Genomic DNA, 26,225 nt, shown 5'->3' with positions numbered 1-26,225 from the left:
CCGGTGCGGCGAGAGTGCGTGCATGGCGTCGCGAGGCAGGCGGGAATTGTCAGACAGGCCCTAGGCCTCAGGTCCTCGGCCACCCCGTCTGAGACCATGTACGGGTGAGAGAGATTCGGCGCGGCACGCTTCAGGAGAAGACCTTCTACGAGCAGGTCGGCGGGGAGGAGACCTTCCGTCGGCTCGTGCACCGTTTCTACGAGGGCGTCGCCGAGGACCCGGTCCTGCGGCAGATGTACCCGGAGGAGGACCTGGGCCCGGCCGAGGAGCGGCTCACCCTGTTCCTCATCCAGTACTGGGGCGGTCCCACGACGTACAGCGACAACCGCGGCCATCCCCGGCTGCGGATGCGGCACGCGCCGTTCACCGTGGACCGGACGGCGCACGACGCCTGGCTGCGGCACATGCAGGTGGCCGTGGACGAGCTGGGCCTCACCGAGGAGCACCGGGAGACCCTCTGGAACTACCTCACCTACGCGGCCGCCTCGATGGTCAACACCCCCGAGTGAGCGGCGACGGCGCGGCGCTCAGCGGACGCTGACGTCCAGCGCCCCGAGTCCGGCCCCGCGCACGGCGATCGACCCGAACGGGGTCCGCAGCCGCAGCCAGGCGCCCGCCGAGAGCAGTACGGCCTCGTCACCCGGCTCGGTGCGCGGGCGCAGGAAGCCCAGTGACTGCGCCGCGTGGACGGCCCGCACCGGCAGCCGGGTGCCGCCGACGGTCCGGGACCAGATGTCCCGCCCGATCAGGTCGAGCGCGGCGCGGGTACGGCCGTCCGGGCCCAACTCCTCGGTACGGGACCGGAATTCGCCGACCGCGGCGGAGACCGTGGCGCGCAGCGCCTGGGGCGCGGGCAGCCCCGGCTCGGCCCGCCAGCCGCTCCGGGGCGGCAGCACCCCGGCCCACGGCGGCCCGGTGACCGCCTTCGGCACGGCGGCCGTGGCGGCCCGTTCGTCCAGCGACTCCAGCAGTTCGCCCGCCGACACGGTCACGTCGAGCGTGACGTCCAGCCCGTCCTCGTACGGCTTGGCGAGCCGCACCGCGCGGATCGCCAGCACCTCGAAGGAGGGCGGCCGGCCGAAGACGGCGAGCGCGGTGCCGGCCGCCTGCAGCCGCACCGCGGCCGAGCGGTCGTAGTGGAGCAGCCGGGAGAGGAAGGCGGCGAGGTCCGCCGCCTCCCCGTCGTCGGCGAGGTGGAGCACCGTCATGCGGCGACGGCCTCCTCCTTGTCGTCGTCGCGGTACTCCTCCAGGAAGTCCCGCTCCTCGGCGGTGATCCGGCGCGGCCGTCCGGCGTCGAAGTCGAACGGCACGACGACCGTCGAGGCCCGTACGTAGACCAGGTCGTCGTCCTTCACCTCATAGGTGATGGTGAAGGACGCGGCCCTGATCTCGGTGATCCACAACTCGACGTCGACCGGGTGGTGCCGGTGGACGAGCTGCCGCTTGTAGTCGATCTCGTGGCGCGCCACCACCGACCCCTGCTTGAACTCCTTGTCCGGGCGGAACAGGAAGTCGATCCGGGCCTCCTCCAGGTAGCGGATGAAGACCGCGTTGTTGACATGGCCGTACGCGTCCATGTCGGACCAGCGCAGGGGGCAGCGGTAGAGATGGCGCAAGGTCGATCAGCCCCGGGTCAGCTTCTTGTAGGTGGCGCGGTGCGGACGCGCGGCGTCCGGTCCCAGCCGCTCGATCTTGTTCTTCTCGTAGGACTCGAAGTTGCCCTCGAACCAGAACCACTTGGAGTCGCCCTCGTAGGCGAGGATGTGCGTCGCCACCCGGTCGAGGAACCACCGGTCGTGGGAGACGACCACGGCGCAGCCGGGGAACTCGAGCAGCGCGTTCTCCAGGCTGGAGAGCGTCTCCACGTCGAGGTCGTTGGTCGGCTCGTCGAGGAGCAGCAGGTTGCCGCCCTGCTTGAGGGTGAGCGCGAGGTTGAGCCGGTTGCGCTCACCGCCGGACAGGACACCGGTCGGCTTCTGCTGGTCCGGGCCCTTGAACCCGAACGCGGACACATAGGCCCGGCTCGGCATCTCGACCTGGCCGACGTTGATGTAGTCGAGCCCGTCGGACACGACCTCCCACAGCGTCTTCTTCGGGTCGAGGTTGGCGCGCCCCTGGTCGACGTACGAGATCTTGACGGTCTCGCCGACCTTGATGTCGCCGGCGTCCGGCGTCTCCAGGCCCTGGATCATCTTGAAGAGCGTGGTCTTGCCGGCGCCGTTCGGACCGATGACGCCGACGATCCCGTTCCGCGGCAGCGTGAACGAGAGCCCGTCGACGAGGACCTTCTCGCCGAAGGCCTTGTTCAGCTTCTCGACCTCGACCACGACGTTGCCCAGGCGCGGGCCCGGCGGGATCTGGATCTCCTCGAAGTCCAGCTTCCGCATCTTGTCGGCCTCGGCGGCCATCTCCTCGTACCGCGCGAGACGGGCCTTGGACTTGGCCTGGCGCCCCTTGGCGTTCGACCGCACCCACTCCAGCTCTTCCTTGAGCCGCTTCTGCCGCTTGGCGTCCTTCTGGCCCTCGACCTTGAGACGGGTCGCCTTGGTCTCCAGGTACGTGGAGTAGTTGCCCTCGTACGGGTAGGCACGGCCGCGGTCGAGCTCGAGGATCCACTCGGCGACGTTGTCCAGGAAGTACCGGTCGTGGGTGATGGCCACGACGGTGCCGGCGTACTTGGCGAGGTGCTGCTCCAGCCAGTTCACCGACTCGGCGTCGAGGTGGTTGGTGGGCTCGTCGAGGAGCAGCAGGTCGGGGGCCTCCAGCAGCAGCTTGCAGAGCGCGACCCGGCGCTTCTCACCACCGGAGAGCGTGGTGACGGGCCAGTCGCCCGGGGGGCACCCGAGCGCGTCCATGGCCTGCTCCAGCTGGGCGTCGAGGTCCCAGGCGTTCGCGTGGTCCAGCTCCTCCTGCAGCTTGCCCATCTCGTCGAGCAGCGCGTCGGAGTAGTCGGTGGCCATCAGCTCGGCGATCTCGTTGAACCGGTCGAGCTTGCCCTTGATCTCGGCGACACCCTCCTGGACGTTCTCCAGGACGGTCTTCTCCTCGTTGAGCTCGGGCTCCTGCATGAGGATGCCGACGCTGTAACCGGGCGAGATGAAGGCGTCGCCGTTGGACGGCTGCTCGATCCCCGCCATGATCTTCAGCACGGTCGACTTGCCGGCGCCGTTCGGGCCGACGACGCCGATCTTGGCCCCCGGCAGGAAGTTCAGGGTGACGTCATCGAGAATCACCTTGTCGCCGTGCGCCTTGCGCGTCTTGCGCATGGTGTAAATGAACTCAGCCAAGAGAAACCGTCCGGCAGCTTGAAATCTGGCAGTGGGCAGATACACCCCATCTTGCCTGACGTCCAGCCTTGGGTGTTAACCCGTTTGACCAGGGGGCTGTGAGCTGGGGGTTTGTCGGTGGGGGCTGTAGCGCGTCTGTCACTGTCGGTCGCTGGTGAGTGGCCTCGGGGAGCCTCGGACGGCCCAGGGACGGCCCAGGTACGGCCCGGGAAGCAGAGTTCTCTCACCACTCCGGAGCTATCGTGCCGCTGTGACAAGCGCAGCGGACCGCCCCATCCTCTTCCTCGACGTCGACGGTCTGCTGATCCCGTTCGGTTCATCGGGTGGTCCGGTACGAGCCGCTGTTTCCGACTCGTCAGCGTCTCTCGATCAGGGGAACCCGCTGCTCAATCGGCTTGATCCAGAAATCGGACCGCGCCTCCTGGCCCTGGGCTGCCATCTCGTGTGGGCCACGACATGGATGGAGGATGCGAACGAGGCGGTCGCGCCACGCCTCGGACTGCCGAAGCTCCGCGTGGTGGAGTGGCCGGACTCCGGGGGCGACGATGAGCCCCGCGGCCTGCACTGGAAGACCCGTCCTTTGGTCGAGTGGGCCGACGGTCGGCCGTTCATCTGGGTCGATGACGAAATCAGCGCCATGGACCGTGTCTGGGTGTCTGCGCAACACCCCGGGGCGTCGCTGCTTCATCGCGTCGACCCGACCAAAGGGCTCATGGACGCCGACTTCTCCGCGCTCTCCGCTTGGCTCGACGCCGAGGGCGCCGGCTAACGGTTGATCGGGATCTCGTACACGATTTCGCAGTGAGCCGCGGGCACCACGATGTCCGCCGTCTCCACGGGCCGCCCTTGATCGCTGTAGTACGTCCGCCGGATGTGGGTGACGAGAGCGGCCTTCTGGATACCGAGGAGCGATGCCTCCTCGGCGGTCGCCTGCCTGGGCTCGGGTTGCTCCACGGCGTGGCTGACGGTGATCCCGATGGCGGCCATGCGGTTCACGACGCCCGTTCCGGCGTGCGGGCCTCCTTCGGGGAGGACGACGAGGGTGCCGGCGGTGAGGTCGTAGGGCTCCCAGCTCGTGGAGAGCTGCACGGGCCTGCCGTCGGCCAGGAACTCGTACGCGGTCCGCACGCACAGGTCGCCTTCGGCGATGCCCAGCCGCGCGGCGACGTCGGCGGGAGCGGGCACCTTGGCGTCGGTCCGGCTCTCCCAGTCCCCCTGCCTGCCGAGGGCCTTCATGTCCGCGCGGAACGGCGACCCCTGGGGCTGCTCGCGCGCCGAGGACCGGACGACCCGCACGCGCTGCCGGGGCTCGGCAACGTACGTGCCCGATCCCGCCCGCCCCTCCAACACGCCCTGTGAGATCAGCAGTTCCTGCGCCCGGCGGACGACGTTCTCGCCTACGCCGCACTCCTGGCCGATCTGCGCGCGGGAGGGAAGGCGGTCCCCCGGCTCCCACACATGCTCCGCGATGCGCCGCCGGAGTTCGTCGGCGATGCGGAGGTAAGGCGGCTGCTCAGACATGTGGAAAATCTAGTCCACTAGCTCTAATCTAGTTAACTAGCTTCACTGAAAGTGATCGCTGGTGACGGAGGCTGCCCTGTGCCCGCTTCGGGAGTTAGCGCGGCGGCCATCGCCGCCCGGCTGTCCGCCGTCGGACTCCCCACGCGGGTGGAGGAACGCGCCGGCTTCACGTCGGTCGAAGCGGAGTTACCGGCATCGCTCTCCACCGAGTTGTGGAGGGAGGCCCTGGAGGTGGTGGCCGAGGCCGATCGGTTCGGGCTCCACGCCACCAGCTTGAGCGGCCGCACCCTCTGGGCGGTCGTACGCAAAGCGGTCCCCACGGCGGGCGATGCCGGGGGACCGAGCCATCAGCGATAGGAGCTGATTCAGCGTGCTCAACCGTATCCGCCGCGCCGTCGCCCGCACCAGGGCGCGGTACGTCCCCAGGGGCAGGCACCGCCGCTGCTTAGCGCCGCCTCGGCTGCCAGCTGCTTGTTTGTCCTGCGCGCCAGTTGACGGGCCGACGGTCGCTCTGGGAGTGGTCTCCGATCGGATGGGCCACCACGACTTGCTCAGAGGCGAGGACACCCCGCTTGTCCGCCCTTACTTGCTGGCGTGGGAGAGGCGCGTACGACAGCACCCGGTGGATGTCGTGGCCGGTGACGCACGGGCCGGCCAGAGGTCCGTCCTTCTGGGGGTCGGCTGATGTCCCCACAACAGCAACCGGGCGACCAGGACGCGTCGGCCGCCCCATACCGGTCGACTGCCTGCCGCGTCGGTACGCACCACGAGTGCGCGGAGTCTTCTCCTGCTTCGGCACCGGTTGACGTTCCGCTGATCTACGAGGCGTGCGACTGCTCGTGCCACTCAGCGTCTGCCGCCGCGGCTCCCGGGGCGTTGAAACGGTGAGCGTCCGGGACCCCGGCGGTCGTCCGGTAGCCGACATCGATGATCCGGAGGCAGGCGCAGAGATGACGGCACACAGCGGGCTGAGGCTTCTGCCGTGGGCAGGACCGGGGGGTAAGCCCTGCTACCTGAACACCGATGATCCGGAAGGCTTCATGTCCCGCCTCGCGGACCATATCGAGTCGATTCAGCTCGGCATCGCGTCCCAACTTCTGGAGCAGGCGGCACCGGCACTCGATGACGAGACCGCGGACGTGGAGGAGTTGCGCCTTCTCGCCTCGCAGTTGGCCGGCGCATTGCGTGACGTGCTCCGTGTGGCTACCAGCCGCGGACGCTGTCACGCGGAGGAACTGGACACACAAGCAGACTCCGTCCTGTAACGCTCCAGCGTAGGGCCCTATCGCTGGCCAAGCAGACAAAACCGAGAGCTGAGCGCGACGACTCACAAGAGGCCGGGTCGTCGCGCTCAGCACACCTTTTGATCCGTAGCTCAACATAGATCGGTCAACAGGGGTCACAGGGGCCCCCGTACGGTCCCTCAGAGTGGCTGACGGTCATGGTCGGTTGCTGTGGTTGCTGTACTTCGCTGCTGTACCGCCGCCAGTCTTGCAGCGCCCGAAGGGCAAGTGATCAAGGCTCCTTCACAGGGTGCAGCTTGGCGAACTCGTCTGTGAGGACCCCCAGAATGACAAGATCGTGGTGCCGGCCGCCGAGGAACACGTGATCGCGGAGGCGCCCTTCTTCAGCGAAACCGAGCCGCTGGTGGAGAGTCAGTGATGCCTCGTTGTACGCGAAGATCCTGGCTTCGCATTTGCGATAGCGCCGCTCGGTGAACATGAAGCGAAGCAGCAGCACCACCGCTTCCGCTGCGTAGCCCTTGCGCCGGTGATCAGCACCGATCGTGATGCCGTGTTCGAACCAGCCCGCATGCGGGTCAGCGTGGTGAGAGCCGACAGAACCGACCAGTTCTCCTGTGTCGATGGCCTCGATTGCCAACTCAAAGCGGTCGCCGTCGCACTTGGCTGCAGCCTGCTCCTTAGCCCAGGTGCGGTAGCTCTCGGCGGAACGAGGTGGGCGCAGCAGGTCCCCGAACCGCTCCTCATCGGAGGCGAAGCGCATGAAGGCGGTCCAGTCGTCGGGCTCGATGCCACGAAGACGTATCCGCTTGCCCGTCCAGAACGAAGTCATCCGCTATTGGATCAAGCCAAGACATCCGGCGTCTACGTCGAACTCGCGCTCTCAGCTTGGGAAGCTGCGATCATTTTGGGGTGCTCCAGGTGCTGACCTCGCCGAATGGCTTCGGCGCGGACTCCTCTCGCCCGACTGCTTTCACCGTGGTTCCCCGCTGTTCCCCGCTCGATCTGGTGCGGTTTTGGTGCGGCGCGCTCCGGTCTCGTCGACACCGACGCCTGCCCCCTCCGGGCGAACGCCGGGAGCGCCTTCCGCCTCGTGATCTACGCGGGCGGGCCACACCACCGGCAGGTCTTGCCCGAGCTTGCCCGGCGTACTCCCCGAGCGTCGGCCCCGGCAGGTCGACCACCACAGTGAGGTTAACACTTGCATTAACATTGTGGCCGTGGCTCAATGGGAAGTGGTTCTCGTCGGGGAGGTCGCGGCGTGGTTCGAGGCACTGGCCGAAGAGGACTGGGACAGCTCTGAACAGGTAGAAGACGCTATCGACATATTGGCGGCAACGGGCCCGACGCTCGGCCGCCCGCTGGTGGATCGGATCAAGGGTGCTGAGAACCATCACCTGAAAGAGTTGAGGCCGGGATCATCCGGGAGCAGTGAGATCCGCATCCTCTTCGCCTTCGATCCGGTACGCCGGGCAGTACTGCTGGTGGCCGGCGACAAAGCCGGAAACTGGCAGCGCTGGTACGACATCAATATTCCGCTTGCCGAAGAGCGGTACCAGGCACATCTGGCCGATCTTGAAACTAGGGAGTACGAATGAGCACCGTGAGTTGGGAGGAGACCAAGCGCAAGGCGCGCGAGCGGCGTGCGGCCTCGGGGCTGCCGGTGCGGTCGCCTCAGGAAAAGCAAGCGGCCATGGACCGACTGACCGCCGAAGTGCGCGCTCACAAGCTCGCGGAGGTCAGACGTGAACAGGCGTTGACTCAGCGCCAAGTGGCCGCGTCAATGGGGGTCTCGGCACCTCGGGTCTCCGCCATCGAGCACGGTGAGCTGGATCGCGCGGAGGTCGCGACCCTCCGAGCCTACGTGGAGGCGCTCGGCGGTCGACTGCGCGTAGTCGCAGACTTCGGGGACGCGGAGTACACCGTTGCCTGAGGCGCGCGCCAAAGCTCTCGTCAACCAGCAAGGCCCAGGTCTCTGACCTGAGCCTTCTCCATGGAGCGGGTGACGAGAATCGAACTCGCGCTCTCAGCTTGGGAAGCTGCGGGCATTTGCGGCTGGATCGGGCGCTGACCTGGGCGAACGACCGAGCAGGGACCTCGTCGGGCTCGGCTTCATTCACCGTGGTTCCCCTCTGTTCCCCGCACGATCAGGTGCGCTTGTGGTGCAGCCATGGTGCGCACACCACGGCCGTGGCCTTCTGATCCGTACTCAGTAGAGATCGGTCATTGGAGGTCATACAGGCTGCAGGGAGGATCGTGAGTGCCGGTGTCGGTCGCTGGCGGTTGCTGTACTTCGCTGCTGTACGACCGATTCAGCTAACTGGATCTTCAGTGTCGCTGCGCGGATCTTCGCTGGGTTCCGACTGCCGTCGTTTGGCGGAGCGGAAGCCGATCACGTACCCAAGGACGTAGGCCCCGAACACTAGCAAAGCGACCAGCGTAACCAGTGCCCCCTTGTCACCGTTGATTGCCTTCCACGCCGTCAAGGCCAGGAGAATGGTCAACAGTGCTAGTTGGAACCAGTGTCGCTTGCTCAGTCCACGTCGCTCCGCCACTGCAGCCCCCCTCATGTCTGCATGGCCCGTAGCGCAGGTTACGTCGTAAGTCCCCGTCTTCTGTAGCACGAGAGCCGTAGGGCCAGCGGATGGCCAACCGGCCTCGGCCGGCGCTCTGCGGCAGTGTTTAACTCATGGGCCGTAGTTCGCTGCGGCCCCAGGGCACGGCCCCGGCGCCGAAGGCGCAGAGGGGTCCCGGCAGGATTCGAACCTGCGACACCCGCTTTAGGAGTTCGATCCGAGTCCGCTCCGCCTGCTGCCGTCGACTGGTGCGAGGGCCGGACAGGAACGCTGGCGTGCGTCTCCGTCCGGCGTCGTTGATGTCAGCCGTGGATGTCAGAAGCCTTCCGATCCATGACCCTAGAGAGAACGGAAACTGGGCAGCGCGCCGCAAGCCGCCTCCCAGCTTCAAGGCCTGAGCCTGTTGTGTTGGGGGTCGAAGCAGATCAGCCCCATGGAGTCCGCGAGGGCCGCCGCATAGGTGGAAGCCTCCTCAGCCATACTCCACCGCATCGGGAAGTAGACAAGCGGGCCGCTTGCCTCTCCGATCAGCGGCCCCGTCGACCAGGGGGAGGTGTCCTCGACGTCCTCGGTCAAATCGCACCACCGCTCCAGGAGCGCGGCGACGTAGGCCGCAATGCGCTCGGTCGGGGGATGTTCATCCTCCGCGTCGACGTAGCGGTCATAGAGGGCCGTGAAAGTTCGCCCGGCCGCCCTGTCGTCCGCCGGGCGCGCGCCCTCCCACACAGCCAAGTCGTAGCTCATGCCCGGAGGCTCTCACACCGCACTGACAGGCCGGCATTGCTGGTAGAGCAGGCAATGTAGGCACAGTGGACGGTCTCTCAGCCGAGGGCACCATCAGCTTGGGAGGCGACGGCACTTGTGCCGCGAACCGGCTCCTGACCTCCACCCCACCCGCTGTCGGGGCCCGGCCTTCCCCGTGCTAGGTTGCGCGCCTTGATCGTGAAAGTCATGTGGGGGGCTTTTCATGAAGCTGGCGCGATTCTCGCCGCCAACCGCCGCGGCGCTGCTCGTGGGATTGACGACTGTCATCGGTCCCGGCGCGGTCGACTCGTACGCGGCGTCGGACGTACCGCTGCCGATCGCGCACTTCTCGCACATGGTCGTGGACGGGCCGCACGGACACCTGTTCATCAGCGGCGGCGCCGGCACCGACGGCATTCTGGTCACCGACCTCGACGGCGGGAACCCGACGATGATCAGCGGTGAGCCGGGTGCCACCGGTCTCGCCCTCTCAGACGACGGATCCGCACTGTACGCGGCTCTCCCGGACCAGGACGCGATCGCGGCGATCAGCACGGAGAAGCTGACCGAGTCGGCTCGTTACGGCACGGGCGCGGGCGCCCATCCGGACTCGCTGGCCGTCGCCGGGGGCACCCTCTGGTTCGGCTACGGCACGGCAGGCGCCGGCGGCATCGGGTCCGTCGACGGAGCCGGTACGGTCACTGTGCGGCAGGATCCGGGCAGTTGGGCCGTAGCGCCCCTGCTGGCGACGACCCCGACGCCCTCCGGCGTGCTCGTGGCCGCCGCGCAGACGGGCGACACTTCCGCCTTCGTCACGTACCGGGCGGAGGGCAGTGCGCTGACCCGGCAGGCCGCGAAGGCGCTGCCCGTCCCCGACCTGAGCGACTTCGCGGTCACGGCGGACGGGCTGCATCTGGCGGTTCCGTCGGTTCAGGACCCGACCGTCAATCGGTACCGCACCTCGGATCTGGCGGTTGACGGGCGGTTCGCCATGCCGCTGTACGGCAAGGCTGTCGCCGTAGCCCCGGACGGGACCATGGCCAGTGGCTATCGCGAGTTCACAACGTTTCCGGAAACCGGGGACGGCGACTACACCGAGCACGACCTCGCCCGGGACCTGAACTCCGCCGCACACGACCTCGCCTGGGCACCGGACGAGAGCCGGGTCTACGGCGTGGCCGTCGACGCCTCCGGGGGAACACCGACGCTCCACATCTCTCGTAACCCGGAAATCGCGCCGGTCACGCTCTACGGAAGCTGGACCACTCCGCTCGCCCCCGGCGAGGCCTACTCGTTCGTGGTGGCGCCCGATTCGACCCTCAGCCTCGGCGCCGGAGAATCCATAATTCCCGGCACCGTACGCATCACGCGCTACGACGACGCCGATCCGGACGGCGTGCTCGTCCCGGACCCGACAGCCACCCCGGCAAGGATCCCGGTCAGCTTCTTCGGCTCCTACCGCGTCGACGGCACGGCACCCCTCACCGGTCGACTGAGCTTCCGCGTCGACTACTCCGGAAGCGGCCACTACGCCCCGGCCGGCCGGACCTTCGACATCCCGGTCGCCAAGTACGCGCCCACCATGACGCTGTCCGCTCCCTCCTCCGCCGATCGTGCCGCACCGCTGACCGTCACCGGTCACCTCACCTGGCCGCATGCGCATGTGACGACCGGCGCGGTCCACGTCGTCAAGACCGACCTGGCGCACCCCTCCGGCTACTCGGTGGGCACCGTGCCTGTCGCCGCCGGCGGCGGCTTCGCCTTCCACGACACCCCGCAGGTCGGCGGCGCGATCACGTACGCCTTCACCTACGACGGTGGCATCTCCTACCTCCCGGTCACGGCGTCGGCGAAGGTGCAGGTGTCCCGAGCCACTCCGACCCTGAGTGTGGCGACCGACGCGAAGTCGTACCACTCCGGCGCGACCGTCAAGGTCACCGCGCATCTGGGGCCCACGTACAACTCCCGCTCCGTGACGCTGTACGACCAGCCCGCGGGCACGTCGCGGACGCAGCTCAAGAGTGGCAAGGTCGACGCGCACGGAAATCTCGTCGCGTACTACAAGATCACCCGCAACACCGTCTTCAGCGCGGCCTTCGCGGGGGACTACCGTTACGCGCCGCGCACGGTGACCACCAGTGCCACACTCACGCCGACGGTCCGGACGGAGATGCAGTGGCCGACTGGGACCACCCGCATCGGATCCACCACCTACCAGGTCTTCTACAAGTCCGAAGTCAACATGGGCTTCAACCTGCAGGTCACTCCCCATCAGTCCGGCGGCTGCATGTCGGTGTACGTCGAGCACTACTACTCGGGGGCCTGGCACCAGGCCACCTCGCAGAGTTGCATCGGCTTGTACTCCGACGGCTGGTACGGCTACAGCCGGGCTCTGAAGCTCTTCGCGAGCAACGACCACTACCGCATCCGCGGCCACTACACGCCGCCGACCAAGGGCGCACAGACCGGCAGCGCGTGGAGCCAGTGGACCTACCTCACCGTCCGCCCCGGCCGCCCCTCATGAGGTCGGGCAGTGCGGTGATGTTTGGTGACCGGCTCCGGTCCGTGGCACGCGGCGGCCACGTAGGTCACGTCCGCTGGAGTGGTGTATCGACGGCCACTCGGTGATCTCGTTTTGAGGCTATGCGGTGAGTTCGGTGGGCAGGACGGTCTCGTCGGTTTCTGACTCGATCAGGTGGAGGCGGGCCTTGGCCAGCAGGTCGAGTCCCATGTAGCGGCGGGCCTCGGTCCATTCATCGTTCTGCTCGGCCAGCACCGCGCCGACCAGGCGGATCACGGCGGAGCGGTCGGGGAAGATCCCGACAACGTCGGTGCGGCGGCGGATCTCCTTGTTCAGCCGTTCCTGCGGGTTGTTCGACCAGATCTGCCGCCAGATCTCGCGGGGGAAGGCGGGGAATGCCAGCAGCTCGTGCTGAGCGGCGTCGAGGTGTTCGGCGGCCTTGGGAAATCTGGCCTCCAGGGCGTCGAGGACATGCCGCATCTGTGACTGGACCGCCTCGGAGTCGGGCTGTTCGAAGACGGTCCGCAGCAGCGTGGCGACCCAGGGCTGGGCGGACTTGGGGACCTGACAGAGCAGGTTGCGGGCGTAATGGGTGCGGCATCTCTGCCACGAGGCGCCGGGCAGCACGGCGCCAATGGCGTCCACCAGGCCGGCGTGGGCGTCGGAGATGACCAGTTGGACGCCGGACAGGCCGCGGGCGATCAGTGAGCGCAGGAAGGCAAGCCAGCCTGCGCCGTCCTCGGCGGTGGCGACATCCAGGCCGAGGATCTCGCGGTGCCCGTCGGTGTTGACGCCGACCGCGATCAGGGCGTGGACGTTGATGACGCGGCCGCCCTCGCGGACCTTCTGGGTCAGCGCGTCGACCCAGACGAATGAGTAGGGTCCGGCCTCCAGTGGCCTGTTGCGGAAGGCGGCAACCTGTTCGTCCAGGTGCTTGGCCATCGCGGAGACCTGGGACTTCGACAGCTGGGTGACGCCGAGGGACTCTCGGCGAGTTTCTCGACGCGGCGGGTGGAGACGCCGAGCAGGTAGGCGGTGGCGACCACCGAGATCAGGGCCTGCTCGGCCCGGCGCCGCCGTTCCAGGAGCCAGTGCGGGAAGTAGCTGCCGGACCTGAGCTTGGGGATGGCGAGTTCGACAGTCCCGGCGCGGGTATCCCACTCACGTGGGCGATAGCCGTTGCGGTGGTTGACTCTCTCCTCGCTGACCTGGCCGTATTCGGCATTGCAGAGAGCGTCGGCCTCCGCGGACATGAGTGCGTCGGCGAACGTCTTGAGCATCGCGCGCAGCAGATCGGGACTCGCCGCGGCGAGGTTGTCTTCGGCGAGGGCGTACAGGGGCACACTGTCGGGTGCGGTCATCGTGCTGATCTCCTTCGAGCTTCGAGACCTCGAAGATCAGCCGGTGGCCGTTCTTCTATCCGGGCGCTCACTCCAACGCCGAGACAAACGCCCGGATCAGGTGGGAGCCCGTACACCACTTCTCAGGACGCAACCCACTGTCTTCCCCGCTGGCACGGGTGTGGCACGCGGTTCGTGGCAGCGATGGCAGGATCGCTCTCATGTCCGATCAATGGAGCACTCACGCCATCGAGTTGCGGCCCGATTCGGTGACCAAGCGGTTCCGGGGCAGGGATCGTCAGCGAGGTGAGCGCGAGTGGCGGGCTTTGACGTTGCTCGCAAGCTATGCGCCTGGGCTGGCTCCTGATCCGTGGGAGTCGGATCTTTCAGCGGCAAACCCTACGGTGGTGATGTCCAGGCTGGTCGGCATGCCTTTGCGTGGACGCTCTCTCGAAGGCGACCAGATCGAGGCGCTGTCGGCCGCGGTGACGAGGATGCACGAAGCCGTGCCGCCTGCGGTTCTGGCTAAGGTACCTCTCAGGCCGGGGTGCCAAGACGAGCTCATCGCCCACCTGCACTGCTGGTTCCCGAAAGCTCGGCCTCGGGTCAACCACGAGGTGGGCTGCGCTATGGACCGCGGCATGGATTGGCTCGCCCAGTCGGCTTTGGAATCCGCTCGTCGCCCAGAGGTCCCCAACGTCTTCGGGCCCGGAGACGGCAACCTCGCAAACTACCTGTGGGACGGCGACCAGGTTCAGGTCGTCGACTTTGAGGACTCAGGTCTCAGCGATCGTGCTTTCGAGCTTGCGGAGATCACTGAGCACGTGGGCAGCTGGGTAGAACACCCGCTGGCTGTCGAGGAATTTCTCGCGCACTTCGACCTGACAAAAACCGAATCGGCACGGTTGGTGGACTGCCGTCGGCTTCTCGCACTTGTCTGGTTGTTCCTGCTGGCCTTCGACGACGCCAACAATCCGAGAAACCCGCCCGACACTGCAGAGCGGCAAGCCAGTCGGTTGCTGGATCTGCTCGCCTGAGGTGTGCGCCCCATTCTCATAACAGTGAAGGTTGCGCAGGTGACCAGGGTCACCGGCCGGTGACCATAGCCGCAGGGAACCGTCACTGTCTGCCCCCGTCCGCAGACGTTGATGTCAGCGGTGGATGTCAGCTCCTGCACGGGTGAGCATGCCGTTCTGTCCAGGACTGGCACGGCAACGTGCGGAGAGGCCTAGGGTCCAGCCATGAACCTGAAGGCACCTACCCCGATCCGTCGGCTGCCATGACGGCTATGCGACAGCCCACCTTCACCATGGGACGCCTGACGTACAGCTACGAGTGGGCACAGCGTCTTGTCTGGGAGCAGGCGATGGAAGATCTCCGTGGTCCCGCCTGGCTCGCCGGCGCCGGTGTCGTGATCGCGACAGTCGCAGGCGTCTGGTCGATCTGGATCTAGGCAGCCCCGGTGCAGCGGATGCCTGTCGTTCCTCATCTTGCCTGACGCCCAGCCTCGGGTGGCAACCCGTTTGGTCGGGGGCTGTGACCTGGGGGTTCAGCGGTGGCGGCGGTCACCCGACCGTCTGTCGGGGCGCGGCCGGATCAGGGCTGCCGACCGATCCTGGAGGTTCATGCTGTTCCTCGGTCAGGACGGCGGCGCGCTGGTGGCATGTACCGGCGGGCGGCGAAGTCCAACCGAACCCTGACATCCGGATGGGCCGACGCCTGCCGGAGCTCGGATCTCCACCACGCTTGCCAAGCGTGGTGTTGAGGCGGCGGGCCGTCGGTGCCCGGAGCGCTGCGGGTTCGGCTGGACGGTCATGCCCGGGGGTTCAGTGAGACGGAAACCGAGACCGCTGCGCGTCGGGCCGCGCCACACGCGTGCTCGAGGCGGGATCCTGCGTGTCCTGGAGCGGTGAGGTCTCGTCTTCCCCGCAGTCAGGGGCCTGGAAGGGGTTGGCCGACGGAGGCGGCGATGCCGCGGCGGGGCGACGGGGTTGCCCCTCCGGGGCGGAGAACAGCGACGTCAGATCGATGAGAGCACTCTCTTTCGTTACGAGCCCTGAAGGGGCCCGGGTGTGCCGTGACCGGGCACAACGGTCCTACAGCTTGGTCATCTTCGCGTACGGGCTCAGGATCCGCATCTGCGCCGAGCCGAAATCCACGAGCGCCGCGACTCCGCCCTCGATGCCGATGACTCGGCCGAGGCCGTACATGTCGTGGGTGACCTGGTCCCCCACGGCGAAGTGTTTGGGGGTGGGCGTAACCGCCGCCTTGAAGGGGCTGGTGGGCAAATGACGCTTCGGCGCAGCAGGCTTTGTCATGGCTCAGTATGCGCCCCCGTGTGTCCCCGCCGCTGTGGCCGCCAACACAGATCGGGACGGGAACAGCCCTTTCTTGCCACTGACCTGGGGTTTCATGGCCAGGAAGGGGGTGGATGGGGGCCGTGGGCCGCTCTGTGATGGTTTCGGCGGGTGGCTTCAGAGGCTGCATCGGCAGGAGAGGGGGTCGCCCGCTGTCCGGGCACGGGCGGCCAGGGCTGCGCCCGACTCCTCCAGCGACGCCCATGTCGGTCTCCGTCGGTCACCGGGTCCTGGGATCACGTAGGGCAAGTAGAGCAGGCGGCACCGACGGCGCCGGGAGAGCGGCCGCCCGCGGAACGCTTTGGTACCGGGCTGCGTCGTCCCTCTCCGGGGCACGGTGGGCGTGTCCGGAGAGGGGAGACCGGGTGCGTGCGGGCGGCTTCGCCGAGTGGACAAGGCGGTTCGAGGACGAGCGGGCACGCAGGCATGCCCAGGGTGATCCGGACTGGGGGCGGGGCGCGACGCTGCATCCGGCGGTGTGGGCGAGCATCCAGCGCTTCCAGGTCGGCGAGGACGGCGACGGCGCCAACCTGATCGGCAAGGCGGACCAGGCCGGCGACGCCGGCTACGGGGAGGCGGTCCGGCTCTTCGTCGCCGAGGAACAGAACCACGCCCGGCTGCTGGCCCGGCTGCTGGCCGCGGGGGGCGTGCCGACGTTGGCCGGGCACTGGAGCGACGCGGTCTTCGTACGGCTGCGGCGCCTCATGGGCCTGCGCATGGAGCTGCTGGTGCTGATGATCGCGGAGGTCGTGGCGCTGCGTTACTACCGGGCCCTGCGCGACGGCACCGATGACGCGCTCACCGCGGAGGTGGCGGGGCGGATCCTGTCCGACGAGGAGCGTCACGTGCCGTTCCACTGCGAGCGGCTGCACTCCTCCCTGGCGGAGCTGCCCCGTGCCGGCCGCCGCCCGGTGATGGCCCTGTGGCGGCTTCTTCTGCTCGCCGTCTGCGTCGTCGTCGCCGCGGACCACGGAGCGGCACTGCGCCGTCTCGGCACCGGGCGCCTGCGCTTCGTGCGGGATGTCATGGCCTCGTCCCACGGGGTGGTCTCCGCCGTGCTGGTGCCCGGCCCGGGCCCTGCGGGGGATTCCGCCGCTCCCTTCGACGTGACAGCCCTCGGGCCGGAGCGCACGCTGGGAGGGTCGAAAGGTCGTTCATGACGCGGTACATGCGGGCGCTCGTGGCCGGCAGGGCCGGCGAGCCGGCCGATGTCCTGCGGGTGGAGTCCTGGCCCGTTCCCACGGCGGGGGCGGGCCAGGCGCTGGTGCGGGTGGACGCGACGCCGGTCCACGCCAGTGATCTGCACGTGCTGCGCGGGCGCTACGGCTTCTCCCCCGGGTTCCCCGCGGTCGGCGGGTACATGGAGTGCGTGGGCCGTGTCGAGGCCCTCGGTCCGGGCACCGAGGGGCTGAGGATCGGCGAGCGCGTGGTGTACGTCGCGATCCCGGCGGTTCCCGGGCCGCAGGTCGACGGCACCTGGCAGGAACACCTCGTCGCCGATGCGCACCGGCTGCTGCCGATCCCCGGCCGGCTGAGCGACTCCGACGCCTGCCAGCTCGCCGTCAACCCGTTGACCGCGCTGCTCCTGGTCACGCGCGAGCTCGACGTGCAGCCGGGTGAATGGCTGTTGCAGACGGCGGCGGGCTCCACCGTCGGCCGGCTCGTCATCCAGCTGGCCGGGCACCTGGGGATCCGCACGATCAACGTGGTGCGGCGGCGCGCCGCCGTCGACGAGATCAAGGCACTGGGCGGCGACGAGGTCGTCTGCACCGAGGACGAGGACCTGGTGCGGCGGGTGGCCGAGATCGCGGGACCGGCCGGTGTGCGCAAGGCCACCGACTGCGTCGCGGGCGACGTGGGGGCCCAGGTGTCCCGGGCCCTGGCTCCGGGCGGAGAGACCGTGGTCTACGGCGCGCTCTCCACCCACCGGCAGACCGACCCGGCGGCGCTGACCATCCCGGTGTCGGCGCGCTCGGTCATCTACGAGACGAAAGTGGTCCGCGGGTTCTGGCTGAACCGCTGGTTCGGCACCGCCTCGCCCGCGGAGGTGCTGGACGCGCTGTGTGAGGTCCGCAGCCTCGTCGTCGGTGGAGTGCTGAGCATCCCTCCGGGCCGGCCGTTCCCGCTCGAACGCTTCGCCGAAGCCGTCTCGTTCGCCGAGGCGACCGCTCACGGCGCCAAGCCGTTTCTCGTCTTCGAGGACGGGCGGGACGACCGGGACGACCGGGACGACCGGGACTGAGAAACGGCCGCCTAGCGAGGGCGCAGGGCCTTGTGCAGGAGCAGGGCGGTCACCGCGGCCGCTCCCACGGCCCCGACCGCTCCCACGGCCCCGACCGCTCCCACGGCCCCGACGGCTCCGGTCGAGCGGAAGGCCCGGGAGGAGCGCCAGGACAGGGTGGACCAGCGGGAGTTGGCCGAGAGGACGGAGCCCGTGCTCAGCCAGGACCCGGCCGAGACGAGGGACAGCGCCGAGCCGATCGAGCCCGCCGAGAGGGCGCTGCCGATCGAGCCGACGGAGAGGGCCGAGCCCACCGAACCGATGGAGAGCACGGAGCCCACCGAGCCGATGGACAGCACCGAGTCGTGCGACCACAGGGACAGGACCGAGTCCGACGACGCACCGCGGGGCGCGGGTGAGTTGGTCATGCGGTCATAGTGCCCGTCCGGCAGTCAGTCGGTCTGCTGGTTCTCCCGCCGGCGCAGGATCACCAGGACCGCGCCGCCGATCACCACCAGGCCGATGGCCACGCCCGTGATCACGCCGGTCGCGGAGTCGCCGCCGGTCGCGGCCAGGTTGACGTCGGAGGCGGTGCCGCCCACCGAGGCCGGGCTGGGCTCGCTGAGGGTCTGGGTGGCGAGGCCGGCGTCGGCGCCCTGGGTCTTGCAGTCGAGGACACCGGTGAAGCGGCGTACGAGGCCGTTCGCGTCGGTGATCGTGAAGTCGTAGGCCTGGTCCTCCTGGAGCGGGACGGTCACCGTCCGCGAGGAGTCGGCGGGGATGGTGTACTCCGTGCTCACCAGCTCGAAGGTGAACGGCTTGTCCCCGGTGTTGGCCGCGGTGATGTCCACGCCGCTGCGGGCGCAGTTCTTCTCGGCCGACAGTGCCGGTATGGCGCCCTGGTCCGCCCAGGTCGCGTTCGCGGTCGCGGCGACCGTGGACTCACTGGAGCCGGCCAGGATCTGGGTCTGGCTGCGGCTCGCGGAGGTGAAGGCCCGGCCGACGGGGACGGTCGTCGACGCCTGGACGCTCAGTTCGGCGGAGGCGTCCGCAGCGTCGTCGGGGACCTGGAAGTACAGCTCGCTGCCGTCCCGGGCGGTGGTGACGGGCTTGCCTGCCTTGTCGGTGATCCGTACGCCGCTGAGGGCTGCGTCGGACGGCGGGACGACGGTGACCGTGCTCGCGTTGGTGTGGACCGTCACCGGACCGAGCAGGCCGCCCGGCCGGCCGGACACGGCCGGTGGGGAGAGGGTCAGCGAGGCCTGCGGCTCGTTCTGGCCGCGGGCGTTCTTCTCCAGGTAGTCGGCGAGCTTCTCGGCCTGCGGGTCGACGGCGTCGACGTCCGCGCCGTCCGAGTAACGCCAGATGGCCACCTGCGTGCCGGCCGCCGCGTCCTGCTCGGTGAGACTGCCGGCACCGGCCTTGCGGGCCAGCGCGGCGAGGTCGTTGACCTGCGGGTAGGAGTTCTGCAGGATCCAGCGGATGTTGCCGGCGTTCTTGTTGGCGCCGAGCGAGGTGCCGCTCCACGCCGTCTCCTGGTACTTGGCGTCCCGCTGGGCGGGGTTGTGGAGGTCGACGCAGTACGTCTGGAGCGTGCCGCCACCGTCCACGGACATCTCGAACAGGCCCGCGGCCACCTGCTCGTCGCCGCTGCCGCCGTGGACCACGGCCGCGCCGTAGGTCTTCAGGCCGTTCATGGTCGCCGTGGCCCCGCTCTGGCTCTGGGCGGTCCCGTCGTCGGCCGCGGCCGGGCCGGCGCCGGTCAGCGCGGCGGCGGCCACCAGCCCGGACACCAGGGCCGCGGCGGCGAGGCGGACCATGCCTCTCGCGGCCACGGCGGTGCCGTAGTGCCTGGTGGACGCGCTGGGCGCCGAGAGACCAGAGAACGCAGCGAGCACAGAATTCCCCTTCGAGCAGGACCCGTTGGACGCGGGGGGCGGTCCCACCAGCAGAATCAGCGGCCCCAGGGGCCACGCCCGGCATCCTATGGATCAGCCGGACCGCCCTTTCCCGGTGAGATGGTCCGATGAGCGATCCGATCCGTAATCGTTATCGCGGAGGCGCCAACGAGCAGGCCTTATCGACAAATCCCCCCGGTCGTGGTGACGGGCACTTCGGAGCGCGTTCGCCGATAAGCCGTCAAGAGGCATCAAGGGACGTCAAAGGACGTCACGGGACGTCAAGGGACGTCAGGGATCACCAAGAGCCGCCAAGGGACCGTCAGCCGGCTGTCGATGGCTGGAACGCCGGGCGCCCGCGGGCGCCGACGGGCGCCGACGGATGTCAGCGGGCGGCCAGGAGGCCGCCGTTCGGATGGGCCGGCGCCGACGGACCTTGACGCGACGTCACTTCATGCCCCGTCACGGCGCGGCGGCCGCCACCGGATCCGGTTGCGCTCCGGCGGGCGGGTCGGGGGACTCCGCCGGTGTCTCCCAGTCGGGTTCCGGGCGCGGTGGCGCGGGTGCCGCCGTGTCCGGCCTGCCGGTCCGCCGGAAGGCCGCCGTGCCGCGGGCGAGGTCGTGGCCGATCGCCACCGCGTCGATGTCGGCGGAGGTCCACTGCTGGCCCTCCCGGGTCTCGGCGCGCACCTTCAGCCGCCCCTGGACGACGACCGGGTCGCCGACCGTCAGCGAGGTCGCCGCGTTGGTGGCGAGCTGCCGGTTGGCCCACACCGTGAAGAAGTTGGTGTGGCCGTCCGTCCAGGCGTTCTTCTCGCGGTCCCAGTAGCGCGCGGTCACCGCCAGCCGGAACCGGGCCGACGGGCCTGCCGCCAGCTCCCGGAACACCGGCTGCGTCGCCACGTTGCCCACCGCGCAGACCATCGTCTCGTTCATCACGAACCCCTCCCTCGCCCGGCCGCCACGGCCGGGCGGATCCGCGTACGGGGCCGTCCCGTACGGCTGTGTCCACCACGGCGACCGCCTGCCCGGGACGCCGGTCGCGGTCGCCGTGGGTCCAGACTGCCGCCGTCGGCGCGGGCCCGCCGAGCGCTGTGGACCACCGCCGGCCTGTGGAGAACCCCGCCACCCGCGCGAGTGACCCCGGCCCCCCGGACGGAGCCCCGCCCAGGCCCGAACCCCGGCCGCGGCCCCGCCCCGCCCCGCCCGCCGGCCTCACCCCACTCCGGCCACTCCGGCGCCCGTCCGCGTCACCCGCGCGTACTGCTCCCGCACCTCCTGGTAGCGCAGCAGCTCCGCCGCCACCGGATCCAGCACCCGGGCCCGCCCGCAGCCGGCCGCGGCCTCGCGGAGCCGGCGTTCCGCCTCCAGGCCGTACCGGCGGGCCGGGCCGCGGGCCGCCATCCGGCAGCCCCACTCGACCAGCGGGCCGCCGATGATCCCGGAGACCATCAGCAGCACCGGAACGCCCAGGTTGGGCGCCGTCACCCCGGCGATCTGCCCCATCAGCCACAGTCCGCCGACCACCTGGAGGAGCGTCATGGCGGCCTGGGCCAGCACCGCCACCGGCCACCAGCCCGGCCGCGGTGGCCGCCCCGGCGGCAGGCCGGCCCGCGCGGCCAGGTCGTCGAGCGCCTCCGGAAGGCCCTGCGAGCCGCGTACGGCCGCCTCGCGCACCGCCTGCGCCCAGGGTGCGGGCAGTCCGGCCGAGGCCCGCTCGGAGACCGTGCGCACCGCCTGCTCGACGCGCTGCCGCGCGGTGGCCTCCACCTCCGGCTGGGCCTTCTGCAGGCGTCCGGTGGGCGGCTCGCCGCGCTTCTGGTACCAGCGCCACAGCCGGAGCCAGGGTGTGCCGCAGGCCCGGTTGGCGTTGCGCCGCCAGGCCCGTTCGGCGGCCTCGCCGGCGGCGGTGGCACCGACCGCGTCCGCGAGCCGCCCGGCGAACTCCTCGCGCGCCTCCTCGCTGAGCCCGGCGCGCCTGCCGGTGGCGTAGACGGGCCGCAGCCGGGCCGCGGCGGCGTCCACGTCGGCGGCGACCCGGCGGGCCGCCGCGCCCCGCTCGGACACGAACTGGCCGAGCACCTCGCGCAGTTCGCCGACGCCGTCGCCGGTGAGCGCGGACAGCGCGAGCACGGTCGCGCCAGGATCGCCGTACTCGCCGAGGGCGAGGCCGTCGTCGTCGAGCAGTCGGCGCAGGTCGTCCAGGACCAGGTCGGTGGCCTCGCCGGGCAGCCGGTCGGTCTGGTTGAGGACGATGAACATGACCTCGGCGTGGCCGGCCATGGGCCGCAGGTAGCGCTCGTGGAGGACGGCGTCGGCGTACTTCTCGGGGTCGACGACCCAGATCACCGCGTCGACGAGTTTCAGGATCCGGTCGACCTGTGCGCGGTGCTCGACGGCGGCCGAGTCGTGGTCGGGCAGGTCGATCAGGACCAGCCCGCGCAGCTGTGCGTCCGCCTCCGGGTTGTGCACGGGGCGGCGGCGCAGCCGGCCCGGGATGCCCAGCCGGTCGATGAGCGCCGCACTGCCGTCGCTCCAGGTGCACGCGATGGGTGCGGAGGTGGTGGGCCGGCGCACGCCGGTCTCCGAGATGGCGACTCCGGCGAGCGCGTTGAACAGCTGGGACTTGCCGCTGCCGGTGGCGCCGGCGAGGGCGACGACGGTGTGCTGGCCGGAGAGCCGGCGCCGGGTGGCCGCCTCGTCCAGGACCCGGCCGGCCTCGCCGAGGGTGTTGCTGTCGAGGCGAGTGCGGGAGAGGCCGACGAGCTCGCGCAGGGCGTCGAGGCGGGAGCGCAGGGGGCCGTCGTAGGCGAGCGGGGCGGGGGCCGGGGCGCCCGGGCCGCGGGTCTCCACGACGGGGACGGCGGCCTTGGCGGTCTCGGTGACCCGGCGGGCGATGAGGCCGTCGTCCCAGACGTCGTCGCCGGCCGGATCGTCCTCGGCGGCGGCCGAGCGGTCACCGGTGGCGTCCGAGCGGTCAGCGGCGGCGCGTGGGCGGTCACCGGTGGCGGCCGAGCGGTCACCGGTGGCGGCCGAGCGGTCAGCGGCGGCGGGCGGCCGGTCGCCGGTGGGGGGCGGGCGGTCGTCGGCCGGCTCCCGCTGCTCCCGCACGCGTGCGTGCGGGACGCTTTCGGCGGCCGGCTCGGCGGCCTCGGCCGCCGCGGGGGCCGCGGGGGCCTGCGGTGCTCCGGAAACCTCGGGAGCTTCGGCGGTGTCCGCTTGCCCCTGCGTCTCCTTGAGGTCCTTCCCGGCCTCGTCCCGGTGCCGGTCGCCGGCCGGGGCACGGTCCCGGTCCCGTACGGACTCCCGTGCCGGCTCCCGCGAGGACTCCCGTACGGCGTCCGGCGCGGTGTCCGCCGCGGCCGGTCCCGCCTCGAAGTCGCTCGCGCAGTCACCGGTGAAGTCACTGGTGTGATCCATGCGTTCCATGCGATCCGTGTGGTCGTGGTCAGTGACGGCGGTCACCGGTCACCTCTCCTTCTGCAGGACGGACAGGGCGGCGATGAGTTCGGCCTGGGGCTCGGGGTGCACGTCGAGGGCGTCGAGCGGGGCGAGGCGGCGCTCGCGTTCGGCGTGCAGAACGCGGTCCACGTGTTCGGAGAGCAGCCGTCCCGCGCGGTCGCGCAGCCGCAGCGCGCCGTGGGCGCCGATGCGCTCGGCGAGCCGCTCCCCCGCGATCTTGGTACGCCGGCCGCCGAGCAGCGCGGTGGCGACCAGGGCGGCGACCACCTCGGGGTCCGGGGCGACGCTGCGGTCGAGCTCGCGCACCTCGTCCTCGGCGTACTCCTCCAGCTCGCGGCGCCAGCGCCGGACGGCGAGGCCGATGCGGTGCTCGGCACTCTCCAGGGACGGGTCGCGGTCGGTCAGCCCCGCGGCGGCGGAGGCCGGCTCGCGGCGCCAGGCGTCGTCGACACGTTCGTCGGCGGCGGTGACGGAGCAGAGCAGCAGGGCGGCGAGGCTCTCCACCAGGGCGTCCAGGAGTTCCTCGGCGGAGCAGTCGAGCGGGTAGGCGCGCCAGCGCTTGAGGGCGTCGCCGGCGAGGACGGCTCCGGCCTGGAGGCGCCCGCGCAGACGCGCGTGCTCGCTGTCGTAGGCCGTGTCGACGGCGGAGGTCAGGCGCAGCGCGGCGGCGTACTGGGCGGCGGCGGCGCCGGCCAGTTCGGGCATGCGGGCCTTGAGGGAGTCGAGGAGGCCGTGCGCGGTGCGGGCCAGGGTGTGGCTGCGGGCGCCGGGATCCTGGGCCTGGTGGAGGAGCCAGGCGCGCAGCGGGGCGACCGCGGTGGCCGGGAGCAGGCCGCCGCCCCAGGCCGACTCGGGCAGCTCGGGCACGGTGAACCGGGGTACGTCACCGAGTCCGGCCTTGGTGAGCAGGGCGCCGTACTGCCGGGAGACCTCCGAGACGACCGTGTGCGGGACCCGGTCGAGGACGGTCACCAGGGTGGCGTCGTACTCCTTGGCGGTGCGCAGCAGGTGCCAGGGGATGGCGTCGGCATAGCGGGCTGCCGTGGTCACCATCACCCAGATGTCGGCGGCGCAGATGAGTTCCGCGGCGAGAACGCGGTTGTCGACGACCAGGGAGTCGATGTCGGGGGCGTCGAGCAGGGCGAGGCCGCGCGGGATGCTGTCGGCGGTCTCGACGCGCAGTACGCGCGCCGGATTGTCGCCGGGAAGGAAGGGGTCGTCGCTGGGCTCCTGGTGGGGCACCCACTCCCGGGTCAGGTCGGGCAGCACGCGCATGCCGCTGAACCAGTGATGGTCCTCCGGATGACAGACCAGGACCGGGGTGCGGGTGGTCGGCCGCAGCACGCCCGCCTCGCTGACCCGGCGGCCCACCAGTGAGTTGACGAGGGTCGACTTGCCGGCACCCGTGGACCCGCCCACCACGGCCAGAAGTGGCGCTTCGGGTTCTCTGAGGCGGGGCACCAGATAGTCGTCGAGCTGTGCGAGCAGTTCGTCGCGGTTGGCACGCGCGCGTGGAGCCCCCGCCAGGGGCAGCGGGAAGCGTGCGGCAGCGACACGGTCGCGCAGGGCGGAAAGTGTGTCGAGCAGCTGAGGCCGTACGTCCAAGGTCACCACATGCGAAGAATGCCCAATTTTAGGGGAATTCTGAAGCATATAGACATGTCTGCGCGCCGACAGGACACAACGGGCGGAAGGGGCGACTGGGACGGAGGCACAGTCCAGGCATAACGAGTGCACAACACCCGGTGCGTCGGGCGCCAAAAGCGATGCACGATTCGTACCTGCCTGCGATTATCAGGACCGCTTCACCGAACCTCCACATTGAGCCACGGAGGCGAAGCATCAGGGACACGGATCGGGGAGTTCTATCCTTGTCCCCGGCAACGTCACGGACCCGCCCCCACCAGGGCAGTGCGTACGAGGCCAGCACAGCCGGCCCCCGTAGCTCAGTGGATAGAGCAGGCGCCTTCTAAGCGCTTGGCCGCAGGTTCGAGTCCTGCCGGGGGCGCCCACAGCATCTGCATGGGTACGGTGCGTAGCCCCCGGCGGACCCGGTCGCGAGAGCGTCCTCTCACTCCGTCTCCCGCCGGCCGTATTCCGCGTGCGGGCCCCTGGTGAACCGGGTGTCGGGATCGCCGGTCTCGGTCTGGCGCAAAATGTTCTCCGGACGGTGCGAGCAGATCTCGTCGTTCCTGACCGAACCCCCCGCCTGAGGTTGCCGGTCCACGGCAGGCAGCCGTAGCAGCCCTCGCGCTCTTAACCGAACGCACTCGGGTACTCGCCCGGGGCTGCTGCGGCAGGAAGTCGTCCGGCCCTCCGTGGGCTACCCTCGTGGCCGAAGGCCCTGCCGGGAGGGTGAGTTGACGGATCGAACGGGGAGAGTCGACGGTGTCGGTTCGGACCAGCGCCGACCGGCCGGAAGGGACTTGCTGAGCAGGCCTTTTCCCGCGCTCGCGGCGAGCACACCGCTCGAACGGCAGGAGTCGGTACAGGCGTTGCGTGCCTGGGCCGAACAAGAGGCCGAGGACGCCATCGCCTGGTACCTCGCGGACAAGCGGCTCAAGCGTCAGGGCTCGCGCGTCATCCGTGGCCTGATGATCGTGCTCGCGACGACCGGCACGGTGATCCCCCTGATCGGCGCGGCCACGGGGTCCGGAATCCAGAGCTGGGGATATGTCTTCCTGGCCGCCGCCGCGGGCTGCAAGGGCTTCGACCACTTCTTCGGGCTCTCCACGGCCTGGATGCGCGACATCGCCGCCGCGCAGGCGTTGCGCGGCGAGCTGAACGCATTCCGGCTGGCCTGGTCGGCGGAGCTGCTGCGCGGCGTGACCGAAGAATCCGAACAGACCGCGATCGAGCGGAGAATGGCCCTGATCAGCGGTCTCGTCGGCGCGGTCCGACGGCATCTGGACGCGGAGACCGCGGACTGGAACGCGGAGTTCAGGGCCGGGCTTCAGCAGTTGCAGGACCAGGCCGTCGTTCCGGGGCATCGGGACACCGGGACTGGGGCGGGGGAGGTCGTGGGTATGGGACGCTGAGTGGTCCGCCGTTCGCC

General features: G+C 69.9%; 24 protein-coding genes, 1 tRNA gene and 1 pseudogene. 13 read left to right on the top strand and 13 right to left on the bottom strand.

Going from position 1 to position 26,225, the window contains the following annotated elements; all coding sequences use genetic code 11:
* The first annotated feature begins 104 nt into the window (after positions 1-104).
* Positions 105-509 carry a globin gene (locus tag ACZ63F_RS13205; protein ID WP_469710629.1) on the top strand — a complete coding sequence of 135 codons (405 nt, stop codon included), beginning with the start codon at positions 105-107 and terminating at the stop codon, positions 507-509.
* An 18-nt stretch (positions 510-527) separates the two neighbouring features.
* Here the strand turns inward: ACZ63F_RS13205 and ACZ63F_RS13200 are convergent, their stop codons facing one another.
* From ACZ63F_RS13200 to ettA, 3 genes are read right to left on the bottom strand one after another with little or no spacing between them, the layout of a single operon-like run.
* Positions 528-1,208 carry a DUF8010 domain-containing protein gene (locus ACZ63F_RS13200; protein ID WP_388711693.1) on the bottom strand — a complete coding sequence of 227 codons (681 nt, stop codon included), beginning with the start codon at positions 1,206-1,208 and terminating at the stop codon, positions 528-530.
* On the bottom strand, positions 1,205-1,618 hold the full coding sequence (locus ACZ63F_RS13195) for an acyl-CoA thioesterase (RefSeq protein ID WP_093502926.1): 414 nt from the start codon (positions 1,616-1,618) through the stop codon (positions 1,205-1,207). The genes ACZ63F_RS13200 and ACZ63F_RS13195 overlap by 4 nt, the downstream gene beginning before the upstream one ends.
* Before the next feature lie 6 nt (positions 1,619-1,624).
* Positions 1,625-3,289 (bottom strand): energy-dependent translational throttle protein EttA, encoded by a 1,665-nt coding sequence (gene ettA, locus ACZ63F_RS13190; RefSeq protein ID WP_351959157.1) that lies wholly within the window; start codon positions 3,287-3,289, stop codon positions 1,625-1,627.
* Positions 3,290-3,539: 250 nt separating this feature from the next.
* Between ettA and ACZ63F_RS13185 the strand changes: the two genes are divergently transcribed.
* On the top strand, positions 3,540-4,058 hold the full coding sequence (locus ACZ63F_RS13185; protein WP_469710625.1) for an HAD domain-containing protein: 519 nt from the start codon (positions 3,540-3,542) through the stop codon (positions 4,056-4,058).
* Here the strand turns inward: ACZ63F_RS13185 and ACZ63F_RS13180 are convergent.
* The gene (locus ACZ63F_RS13180; protein WP_469710623.1) at positions 4,055-4,810 is read right to left on the bottom strand and encodes a GntR family transcriptional regulator; all 756 of its coding nucleotides are present in this window, start codon (positions 4,808-4,810) and stop codon (positions 4,055-4,057) included. The genes ACZ63F_RS13185 and ACZ63F_RS13180 overlap by 4 nt on opposite strands.
* Positions 4,811-4,888: 78 nt before the next feature.
* Between ACZ63F_RS13180 and ACZ63F_RS13175 the strand changes: the two genes are divergently transcribed.
* Positions 4,889-5,167 carry a hypothetical protein gene (locus ACZ63F_RS13175; RefSeq protein WP_469710621.1) on the top strand — a complete coding sequence of 93 codons (279 nt, stop codon included), beginning with the start codon at positions 4,889-4,891 and terminating at the stop codon, positions 5,165-5,167.
* Positions 5,168-5,760: 593 nt separating this feature from the next.
* Positions 5,761-6,075 carry a hypothetical protein gene (locus ACZ63F_RS13170; RefSeq protein ID WP_469711369.1) on the top strand — a complete coding sequence of 105 codons (315 nt, stop codon included), beginning with the start codon at positions 5,761-5,763 and terminating at the stop codon, positions 6,073-6,075.
* 250 nt (positions 6,076-6,325) lie between these two features.
* Here ACZ63F_RS13170 and ACZ63F_RS13165 read toward each other — a convergent pair whose 3' ends face one another.
* Positions 6,326-6,883: a GNAT family N-acetyltransferase gene (locus tag ACZ63F_RS13165; RefSeq protein WP_469710619.1), complete on the bottom strand. Its 558-nt coding sequence runs from the start codon at positions 6,881-6,883 to the stop codon at positions 6,326-6,328.
* A gap of 379 nt (positions 6,884-7,262) precedes the next feature.
* On the opposite strand from ACZ63F_RS13165, the gene ACZ63F_RS13160 reads away from it, so the two are divergent.
* Together ACZ63F_RS13160 and ACZ63F_RS13155 are read left to right on the top strand one after the other, a co-directional pair.
* The gene (locus ACZ63F_RS13160; RefSeq protein ID WP_469711366.1) at positions 7,263-7,649 is read left to right on the top strand and encodes a type II toxin-antitoxin system RelE/ParE family toxin; all 387 of its coding nucleotides are present in this window, start codon (positions 7,263-7,265) and stop codon (positions 7,647-7,649) included.
* On the top strand, positions 7,646-7,984 hold the full coding sequence (locus tag ACZ63F_RS13155; RefSeq protein ID WP_324789936.1) for an XRE family transcriptional regulator: 339 nt from the start codon (positions 7,646-7,648) through the stop codon (positions 7,982-7,984). The genes ACZ63F_RS13160 and ACZ63F_RS13155 overlap by 4 nt, the downstream gene beginning before the upstream one ends.
* A gap of 1,030 nt (positions 7,985-9,014) precedes the next feature.
* Here ACZ63F_RS13155 and ACZ63F_RS13150 read toward each other — a convergent pair.
* A complete protein-coding gene (locus ACZ63F_RS13150; protein ID WP_469710617.1) occupies positions 9,015-9,371 on the bottom strand; it encodes a hypothetical protein in 357 nt (118 codons plus the stop codon).
* A 223-nt stretch (positions 9,372-9,594) separates the two neighbouring features.
* On the opposite strand from ACZ63F_RS13150, the gene ACZ63F_RS13145 reads away from it, so the two are divergent.
* Positions 9,595-11,895, top strand: a complete 2,301-nt coding sequence (locus tag ACZ63F_RS13145; protein WP_469710616.1) for a YncE family protein — start codon at positions 9,595-9,597, stop codon at positions 11,893-11,895.
* 117 nt (positions 11,896-12,012) lie between these two features.
* On the opposite strand, the pseudogene ACZ63F_RS13140 reads toward ACZ63F_RS13145, so the two are convergent.
* A pseudogene (locus tag ACZ63F_RS13140) lies at positions 12,013-13,253 on the bottom strand (IS256 family transposase).
* 200 nt (positions 13,254-13,453) lie between these two features.
* On the opposite strand from ACZ63F_RS13140, the gene ACZ63F_RS13135 reads away from it, so the two are divergent.
* The gene (locus ACZ63F_RS13135; protein ID WP_469710614.1) at positions 13,454-14,269 is read left to right on the top strand and encodes a phosphotransferase family protein; all 816 of its coding nucleotides are present in this window, start codon (positions 13,454-13,456) and stop codon (positions 14,267-14,269) included.
* 251 nt (positions 14,270-14,520) lie between these two features.
* A complete protein-coding gene (locus tag ACZ63F_RS13130) occupies positions 14,521-14,685 on the top strand; it encodes a hypothetical protein (RefSeq protein WP_469710612.1) in 165 nt (54 codons plus the stop codon).
* A gap of 643 nt (positions 14,686-15,328) precedes the next feature.
* Here the strand turns inward: ACZ63F_RS13130 and ACZ63F_RS13125 are convergent.
* Complete coding sequence (locus tag ACZ63F_RS13125; RefSeq protein WP_469710610.1) at positions 15,329-15,550, bottom strand: hypothetical protein; 222 nt, start codon at positions 15,548-15,550, stop codon at positions 15,329-15,331.
* Positions 15,551-15,954: 404 nt separating this feature from the next.
* Between ACZ63F_RS13125 and ACZ63F_RS13120 the strand changes: the two genes are divergently transcribed.
* Both ACZ63F_RS13120 and ACZ63F_RS13115 read left to right on the top strand, forming a co-directional pair.
* A complete protein-coding gene (locus ACZ63F_RS13120; protein WP_469710609.1) occupies positions 15,955-16,749 on the top strand; it encodes a ferritin-like domain-containing protein in 795 nt (264 codons plus the stop codon).
* Positions 16,746-17,831, top strand: coding sequence for a zinc-dependent alcohol dehydrogenase family protein (locus ACZ63F_RS13115; RefSeq protein ID WP_469710608.1), 1,086 nt, complete (start codon positions 16,746-16,748; stop codon positions 17,829-17,831). Before ACZ63F_RS13120 ends, ACZ63F_RS13115 begins: the two co-directional genes overlap by 4 nt.
* Positions 17,832-17,842: 11 nt before the next feature.
* Here the strand turns inward: ACZ63F_RS13115 and ACZ63F_RS13110 are convergent, their stop codons facing one another.
* The 5 genes from ACZ63F_RS13110 to ACZ63F_RS13090 all read right to left on the bottom strand — a co-directional run bounded on the left by ACZ63F_RS13110 (position 17,843) and on the right by ACZ63F_RS13090 (position 24,784).
* The gene (locus tag ACZ63F_RS13110) at positions 17,843-18,238 is read right to left on the bottom strand and encodes a hypothetical protein (RefSeq protein ID WP_469710605.1); all 396 of its coding nucleotides are present in this window, start codon (positions 18,236-18,238) and stop codon (positions 17,843-17,845) included.
* A gap of 24 nt (positions 18,239-18,262) precedes the next feature.
* A complete protein-coding gene (locus ACZ63F_RS13105; RefSeq protein WP_469710603.1) occupies positions 18,263-19,708 on the bottom strand; it encodes a Cys-Gln thioester bond-forming surface protein in 1,446 nt (481 codons plus the stop codon).
* A gap of 462 nt (positions 19,709-20,170) precedes the next feature.
* Positions 20,171-20,644 (bottom strand): single-stranded DNA-binding protein, encoded by a 474-nt coding sequence (locus tag ACZ63F_RS13100; protein ID WP_469710601.1) that lies wholly within the window; start codon positions 20,642-20,644, stop codon positions 20,171-20,173.
* A gap of 279 nt (positions 20,645-20,923) precedes the next feature.
* A complete protein-coding gene (locus tag ACZ63F_RS13095) occupies positions 20,924-23,137 on the bottom strand; it encodes a YfjP family GTPase (protein WP_469711365.1) in 2,214 nt (737 codons plus the stop codon).
* Between the two features lie 39 nt (positions 23,138-23,176).
* A complete protein-coding gene (locus tag ACZ63F_RS13090; protein ID WP_469710599.1) occupies positions 23,177-24,784 on the bottom strand; it encodes a dynamin family protein in 1,608 nt (535 codons plus the stop codon).
* 321 nt (positions 24,785-25,105) lie between these two features.
* Here ACZ63F_RS13090 and ACZ63F_RS13085 point away from each other — a divergent pair.
* Together ACZ63F_RS13085 and ACZ63F_RS13080 are read left to right on the top strand one after the other, a co-directional pair.
* Positions 25,106-25,178, top strand: a tRNA-Arg gene (locus tag ACZ63F_RS13085).
* Between the two features lie 418 nt (positions 25,179-25,596).
* Positions 25,597-26,208, top strand: a complete 612-nt coding sequence (locus tag ACZ63F_RS13080) for an SLATT domain-containing protein (RefSeq protein ID WP_469710597.1) — start codon at positions 25,597-25,599, stop codon at positions 26,206-26,208.
* Positions 26,209-26,225: the final 17 nt, after the last annotated feature.

The organism is Streptomyces sp. NPDC104761 (assembly GCF_055583445.1).
The sequence above is the reverse complement of the archived record's forward strand: the minus strand, read 5'-3'. Positions and strand labels throughout refer to the sequence as shown.

Excerpts from the sequence above, each read along its gene's own strand:
- ACZ63F_RS13180 (WP_469710623.1), bottom strand. The coding sequence starts at position 4,810 with ATGTCTGAGCAGCCGCCTTACCTCCGCATCGCCGACGAACTCCGGCGG.
- ACZ63F_RS13100 (WP_469710601.1), bottom strand. The coding sequence starts at position 20,644 with ATGAACGAGACGATGGTCTGCGCGGTGGGCAACGTGGCGACGCAGCCG.
- ACZ63F_RS13155 (WP_324789936.1), top strand. The coding sequence starts at position 7,646 with ATGAGCACCGTGAGTTGGGAGGAGACCAAGCGCAAGGCGCGCGAGCGG.
- ACZ63F_RS13135 (WP_469710614.1), top strand. The coding sequence starts at position 13,454 with ATGTCCGATCAATGGAGCACTCACGCCATCGAGTTGCGGCCCGATTCG.
- ACZ63F_RS13130 (WP_469710612.1), top strand. The coding sequence starts at position 14,521 with ATGCGACAGCCCACCTTCACCATGGGACGCCTGACGTACAGCTACGAG.
- ACZ63F_RS13145 (WP_469710616.1), top strand. The coding sequence starts at position 9,595 with ATGAAGCTGGCGCGATTCTCGCCGCCAACCGCCGCGGCGCTGCTCGTG.
- ACZ63F_RS13125 (WP_469710610.1), bottom strand. The coding sequence starts at position 15,550 with ATGACAAAGCCTGCTGCGCCGAAGCGTCATTTGCCCACCAGCCCCTTC.
- ACZ63F_RS13150 (WP_469710617.1), bottom strand. The coding sequence starts at position 9,371 with ATGAGCTACGACTTGGCTGTGTGGGAGGGCGCGCGCCCGGCGGACGAC.
- ACZ63F_RS13110 (WP_469710605.1), bottom strand. The coding sequence starts at position 18,238 with ATGACCAACTCACCCGCGCCCCGCGGTGCGTCGTCGGACTCGGTCCTG.
- ACZ63F_RS13170 (WP_469711369.1), top strand. The coding sequence starts at position 5,761 with ATGACGGCACACAGCGGGCTGAGGCTTCTGCCGTGGGCAGGACCGGGG.
- ACZ63F_RS13200 (WP_388711693.1), bottom strand. The coding sequence starts at position 1,208 with ATGACGGTGCTCCACCTCGCCGACGACGGGGAGGCGGCGGACCTCGCC.
- ACZ63F_RS13165 (WP_469710619.1), bottom strand. The coding sequence starts at position 6,883 with ATGACTTCGTTCTGGACGGGCAAGCGGATACGTCTTCGTGGCATCGAG.
- ACZ63F_RS13115 (WP_469710608.1), top strand. The coding sequence starts at position 16,746 with ATGACGCGGTACATGCGGGCGCTCGTGGCCGGCAGGGCCGGCGAGCCG.
- ACZ63F_RS13095 (WP_469711365.1), bottom strand. The coding sequence starts at position 23,137 with ATGGAACGCATGGATCACACCAGTGACTTCACCGGTGACTGCGCGAGC.